General features: G+C 70.6%; 6 protein-coding genes. 5 read left to right on the forward strand and 1 reads right to left on the reverse strand.

Going from position 1 to position 5,869, the window contains the following annotated elements:
- From ACFPZL_RS09010 to ACFPZL_RS09020, 3 genes are all read left to right on the forward strand, one after another.
- On the forward strand, positions 1-419 hold a 419-nt coding region (locus ACFPZL_RS09010; RefSeq protein WP_382335153.1), incomplete at its 5' end, for a TrmH family RNA methyltransferase.
- A gap of 104 nt (positions 420-523) precedes the next feature.
- On the forward strand, positions 524-1,708 hold the full coding sequence (locus tag ACFPZL_RS09015) for an SfnB family sulfur acquisition oxidoreductase (RefSeq protein ID WP_218113857.1): 1,185 nt from the start codon (positions 524-526) through the stop codon (positions 1,706-1,708).
- Between the two features lie 7 nt (positions 1,709-1,715).
- Positions 1,716-3,146 carry an LLM class flavin-dependent oxidoreductase gene (locus ACFPZL_RS09020; RefSeq protein WP_218113858.1) on the forward strand — a complete coding sequence of 477 codons (1,431 nt, stop codon included), beginning with the start codon at positions 1,716-1,718 and terminating at the stop codon, positions 3,144-3,146.
- Here ACFPZL_RS09020 and ACFPZL_RS09025 read toward each other — a convergent pair.
- Positions 3,124-3,798 carry a methionine ABC transporter permease gene (locus ACFPZL_RS09025; protein WP_218113917.1) on the reverse strand — a complete coding sequence of 225 codons (675 nt, stop codon included), beginning with the start codon at positions 3,796-3,798 and terminating at the stop codon, positions 3,124-3,126. The genes ACFPZL_RS09020 and ACFPZL_RS09025 overlap by 23 nt on opposite strands.
- Before the next feature lie 178 nt (positions 3,799-3,976).
- Here ACFPZL_RS09025 and ACFPZL_RS09030 point away from each other — a divergent pair, with 178 nt between their 5' ends.
- Together ACFPZL_RS09030 and ACFPZL_RS09035 are read left to right on the forward strand one after the other, a co-directional pair.
- Complete coding sequence (locus ACFPZL_RS09030) at positions 3,977-4,933, forward strand: MetQ/NlpA family ABC transporter substrate-binding protein (protein ID WP_218113859.1); 957 nt, start codon at positions 3,977-3,979, stop codon at positions 4,931-4,933.
- Positions 4,920-5,869, forward strand: a 950-nt coding sequence (locus tag ACFPZL_RS09035) for a methionine ABC transporter ATP-binding protein (RefSeq protein ID WP_382335157.1), incomplete at its 3' end; no start/stop codon positions are given. The genes ACFPZL_RS09030 and ACFPZL_RS09035, both read left to right, overlap by 14 nt.

Genomic DNA, 5,869 nt, shown 5'->3' on the forward strand with positions numbered 1-5,869 from the left:
CCGCGGACGCCGCCGGCGCCGATGCGGTCGTCTTCGCCGGGGAGAGCATCGACCCCTGGCATCCGAAGGTGGTCCGTGCCACTACCGGGTCGCTCTTCCATCTGCCCGTGGCGGTGGCCCCGACCCTCGACGCGTCCGTAGATGCCGCGCGTGCGGCCGGTCTCCGCGTGCTCGCGGCCGATGTGCACGGCGAGGATCTCGATCCGGCCGCGGACGTGCTCGCCGGACCCGTCGCCTGGCTCTTCGGCAACGAGGCGCGCGGGCTGAACGCGGAAGAGCGCGCTCTGGCGGACGGGGCGCTGCGCCTGCCGATCTACGGCGCCGCCGAGTCGCTGAACCTGGCCACGGCCGCGAGCGTGCTGCTCTACCAGACTGCGTTCGCGCAGCGGGGGTTGACCCGGCCCGGCCGTCCCGTGTAACAATCGGCCTTATTGCCCTGCCTCCCGGCGGGGCCTCCGTAGGCTGGGCATGGCCTCGCGCCGCCTATCGTTCCGAGCGCCGACCGAACCGAGGGAGTCGTCACATGTCATCGCCCGCTCACATCATCCGCTCCGATGCCGAGGCGCTCGAGGCGGCCGCCCAGTTCCGCGACGCCGTGCTCGAGCGCGCGCCGCAGATCGATGCCGAGCGGGAGATCCCGCGCGACATCGTCGAAGACTTCTCGCAGCGGGGGCTCTGGGCGATCACGATCCCCGCTGCGCACGGCGGCGCGGACGTCTCGACCGAGACGCTCGCCGAGGTCATCGCGATCGTGGCCGAGGCGGACGGTTCGCTCGCGCAGATCCCCCAGAACCACTTCTGCCTCGTCGAGGACATCCGGCTCAGCGGCACGCCCGAGCAGCACGAGTTCTTCTTCGGGCTCGTGCTCGCGGGCAGCCGCTTCGCGAACGCGTTCAGCGAGAGCGGCGGCAAGAACGTCGGCGAGCTGGCGACGCGGCTGCGGCGCGACGGCGACGAGGTCGTGGTGACGGGGCGCAAGTTCTACTCGACCGGTTCGATCTACGCGGACTGGATCCCCGTGCTCGCAGTCGACGAGAGCGGCCTGGAGCTGCTGGTGTTCGCCGAGAAGGACGCCCCCGGGCTGACCGTGGTGAACGACTGGTCGAGCTTCGGCCAGCGCGCGACGGCGAGCGGCACGGTCGTGGCGGACGAACTGCGGCTGCCCGCGAGCCGGGTGTTCCCGATGTACCGGGAGTACGAGAACCCCACCATCGCCGGCCCGTTCGCCCAGATCACCACGGCGGCTATCGACCTCGGCATCGCCCGCGGCGCGTTCCGCGAGACGCTCGAAGCGACGCGGCAGTCGCGGCCCTGGATCGACGCCAAGGTCGATTCGGCGACGGAGGATCCCCTCACGCTCGCGACCATCGGCCGCCTCGACATCGACATCCGGGCGGCCGAGGCGCTGCTGCGCGAGTCCGCCCGGGCGATCGACACCGCGAAGCCTGCGCCTGACGAGCGGAACGTGGCGGCCGCCTCGATCGCGGTCGCGCGGGCGAAGGTCCTGACTACGGAGGTCTCGCTCGAGGTACCGAGCCGACTGTTCGAGCTCGGCGGCACCCGTTCGACGCTCGGCGGCCGGGGGCTCGACCGCTTCTGGCGCAACGCGCGCGTGCACACCCTGCACGATCCGGTGCGCTGGAAGCCCCACGCCATCGGGGACTACGTGCTCAACGGCACGCTGCCCGCACGTCATTCCTGGCTGTGAGGGCACGATGATCGGAGTGGGCGACGCCGGGAGGATCCACCTCAACCTGTTCACGATGAACACGGTGGGGCATCTGTCGCCCGGCGTGTGGCGGCACCGCCGCGACCGCAGCCGGCGCTACACGGAGCTGGACTACTGGCTCGGGATCGCTCGCACCGCCGAGGCCGGGCTGCTCGACGCGGTGTTCTTCGCCGACGTGCTGGGCAGCTACGACGTCTATCGGGGAGGCCCGGAGGCGGCGATCGCGGGCGGGGTGCAGGTCCCCGTGAACGACCCGCTGCAGTTGGTGCCCGCGATGGCCTCGGTCACGGAGCACCTCGGCTTCGGCGTGACCGCGTCGACATCGTTCGAGCATCCGTTCCCCTTCGCGCGACGCATGTCGACGCTCGACCACCTCACCGGCGGACGCGTCGGATGGAACGTCGTCACCTCCTACCTCGGATCCGGTGCCCGCAATCTCGGCCTCGACGGCCAGGTCTCCCACGACCGGCGCTACGACATCGCCGAGGAGTACCTCGAGGTCTGCTACAAGCTGTGGCAGCGCAGCTGGGAGGACGATGCGGTCATCGAGGATCGGGAGCGCGGCGTCTTCGCCGACCCCGAGCGCGTGCATCCGATCGCCCACCGGGGCGAGTTCTTCACCGTGCCCGGCTTCCATCTGAGCGAACCGTCGCCGCAGCGCACCCCCGTCATCTACCAGGCCGGCGCGTCATCCCGCGGCATCGCCTTCGCCGCCCGTCACGCGGAGCACGTCTTCGTCGCCGCCCCCAGCACCGCGGTGCTCGGGCGGCAGGTGCGCGCGGCGAACGAGGCAGCCCTCGCCGCCGGCCGCACGACCCCGCCGCCGGTGCTGAACCAGCAGACGGTGATCGTCGCCGGCACGGATGCCGAGGCGCAGCGGCGTTTCGACGAATACCTGGAGGTCGCCTCGCCGGAGGGCGCGCTCACCCTGATGTCGGGCTGGACCGGGATCGACTTCGCCGGGCTCGACCCGGACGAGGCGCTGGCCGGGCTCGAGAGCGACGCGATCCAATCCGCGCTCTCGGCGTTCAGCGACGCGGATCCGACGCGTACGTGGACGCCGCGCGAAATAGCGGACTACGTCCGGATCGGCGGGGACGGCCCCGTGCTCGTCGGTTCGGCGGCGACCGTCGCGGACGCGCTGGAGACGATCGTCGAGGAGACCGGCGTAGCGGGCTTCAACCTCGCGATGGCGGTGCAGCCCGAGACGCTGGAGGGGGTCGTCGAGCACCTGGTGCCGGAACTGCAGCGCCGGGGTCGGTTCAAGCGGGAGTACGCGGCGGGTACGCTGCGGGAGAAGCTGGGCGGAGGATCGGCACGACCGGCCGCCGACCACCCGGCGCACGCCGTGCGGATCGACGGGCCCGGCCCGGATGCCGCCGAGGCCTCGCAGCTCAGCCGCGCCGCGACCGACTGAAGCGGTGGACCGCCCGGTCGCCGAGGAACTGGATCAGCTGCACCAGGATGATCTGCAGCGCGATCGTGAGCACCATCACGTCGGTCTGGAAGCGCTGATAGCCGTAGCGGATGGCGAGATCGCCGAGCCCGCCGCCGCCGAGCACGCCCGACATGGCCGTGTAGTCGATCAGAGCGATAGCGGTGACCGTGACCGCGGCGAGGAGCGCCGGCCGGGCCTCGGGGAGCAGGATGTGCGAAACGATCTGGCGGGTCGAGGCCGCCATGGACTGGCCCAGTTCCAGCAGTCCGTGATCGACCTCGCGGAGCGCGATCTCGACGAGCCGAGCCAGGAACGGGGTGGCGGCGATGATCATCGGGGGGAGGGCGCCGGCAACGCCGAGGGTCGTGCCGACGAGCAGTGCGGTGAACGGCAGCACGGCGATCATCAGGATGATGAACGGCACCGAGCGGATGATGTTCACGATGAACGCGACGACGCCGTAGACGATCGGGTTGGCTCGCAGCTGCCCCTTGCCGGTCAGGTACATCAGGATGCCGAGCGGCAGCGCGAGGGCGACGGTGAACACGAGCGCGATCGACACCATGGCGAGCGTCTCGCCGAGCGCCTCGGCGATCTCGCCCCAGCGCACATTGGGCAGGAGGTCTTCCATACGATCAATCATGTCGCCCTGTTATGACTGCGATTGCAATTGTTTCGTCCTGTGACTCGCTCACCGGCGTGAGGTGCGGTCGGTCGCCTAGCATTCAGTGAGTTTCGGGCCCACGGCGGGCGACGAACGACGCGCGCCCGGCGGGCGATGCGCACCCACAGCGAGAGGACGCGGACCGATGTCGAACGACGCGGATCAGAACAGACCCGAGCAGAACAGACCCGAGCAGAACAGACCCGAGAACGGCGATGCGACATCGCCGTCGGGGGACGCCGCCGCGCAGGCGCTGATCGAGGAGTCCGCGCGGAGGCGCGCCAGGGGCAGGAAGCGGGGTCTGACGATCGCCGCGGTCGTGCTCGCCGCAGCCGCGGTCATCGCCGTCCTCGTCGCCGTGCTGGTGCCTCGCGGCGGACCCGCCGAGAACCGGCTGGTCGTCGGCGCCACCCCGGTGCCGCACGCGGAGGTTCTCGAAGTGGTGAAGCCGATCCTCGCCGATGAGGGCATCGAACTCGACATCGTCGTGTTCCAGGACTTCATCCAGCCGAACGCGCAGCTCGTGTCGGGCGAACTCGACGCCAACTACTACCAGTACCTGCCGTTCCTCGACAACTTCAACGCCGAGAACGGCAGCGACCTGGTGCCGACTGTGCCGGTGCACATCGAGCCCTTCGGCGCCTTCTCCGAGAAGTTCCAGAGCCTCGCGGAGGTCACGGAGGGCGCGACCATCGCGATCCCGAACGATCCGGTGAACGCGGGGCGCGCGCTCACCCTGCTCGAGCAGGAGGGGCTGATCGCGCTCGCGACACCCGGGGACCCGAGCTCGACCGTGAACGACGTGGCGGACAACCCGCGGAACCTCGACATCGTGGAGCTCGAGGGCGCGCAGCTCGCGCGCTCGATCGATCAGGTCGACGTGTCCTTCGTCTTCGCGAACTACGCGCTCGACGTGGGACTCGATCCGCTCAGCGCGATCTTCACCGACAAGGGCAACCCGCGCTACGCCGAGTATCTCGTCACACGGCCCGAGCTGGTGGACGACCCCCGCATCCAGGCGCTCGACCGCGCCCTGAACTCCGACGCCGTCCGCCAGTTCATCGAGGAGGAGTACGACGGGAGCATCGATGTCGCCTTCTGATGCGGACGCGTCGGCAGCGGATGCCGGCGCCGATGCGTCGGCCGCGGCGGGGGCATCGGCCCCCGCACGCGGCAGCATCCGGCTGGAGGGGATCCGCAAGACGTTCCGCCGGGTGCGGGGCGCGGGGGAGCACACGGCGCTCGACGGCATCGACCTCGAGATCCCCGGCGGCAGCATCTTCGGCGTGATCGGTCGCAGCGGTGCGGGCAAGTCGACGCTCCTGCGCACGATCAACCTGCTCGCAGTCCCGGATTCCGGTCGCCTGGTCATCGACGGCGAGGCGGTCGACGGCTCGCGCCGTTCGGAGGTCGCCGGGTTGCGCCGCCGCACGAGCATGATCTTCCAGCACTTCAGCCTGCTCGCGTCGAAGACGGTCTGGGAGAACGTGGCGCTGCCGCTGAAGCTCGCCGGCGTGCCCACCGCCGAGATCGACCGGCGGGTCGCCGACCTCGTCTCGCTCGTCGGTCTCGCGGACCTCGCGCACGCCTTCCCCGCGAGCCTCTCCGGCGGGCAGAAGCAGCGCGTCGCGATCGCCCGCGCGCTCGTGCACGACCCGGAGATCCTCCTCTCTGACGAGGCGACCTCGGCACTCGACCCCGAGACGACGCGGTCGATCCTCGAGCTGATCCGCCGGATCAATCGAGAGCGCGGCGTGACGGTCGTGCTGATCACCCACGAGATGTCGGTGGTGGAATCGGTCGCCGATGCCATCGCCATCGTCGATGCCGGACGGATCATCGAGCAGGGCCCGACCTGGCGGATCTTCAGCGCTCCCCGTCACCCGGTGACGGCCGAGCTCGTCCGCTCGGCGCGGCACGACAGCCGCAGCGATATCGAGGCATCGGTCGCGCAGCTGCCGCCGCGGGCGGCGCACCGCTACGTGGCCCGCTTCGACGGGACGACGCCGGTGGATCTCGGCGCCCTCGCGGCGGACGC

The sequence above is a fragment of the Leucobacter soli genome (genome assembly GCF_042659205.1).
GTDB lineage: Bacteria > Actinomycetota > Actinomycetes > Actinomycetales > Microbacteriaceae > Leucobacter > Leucobacter soli.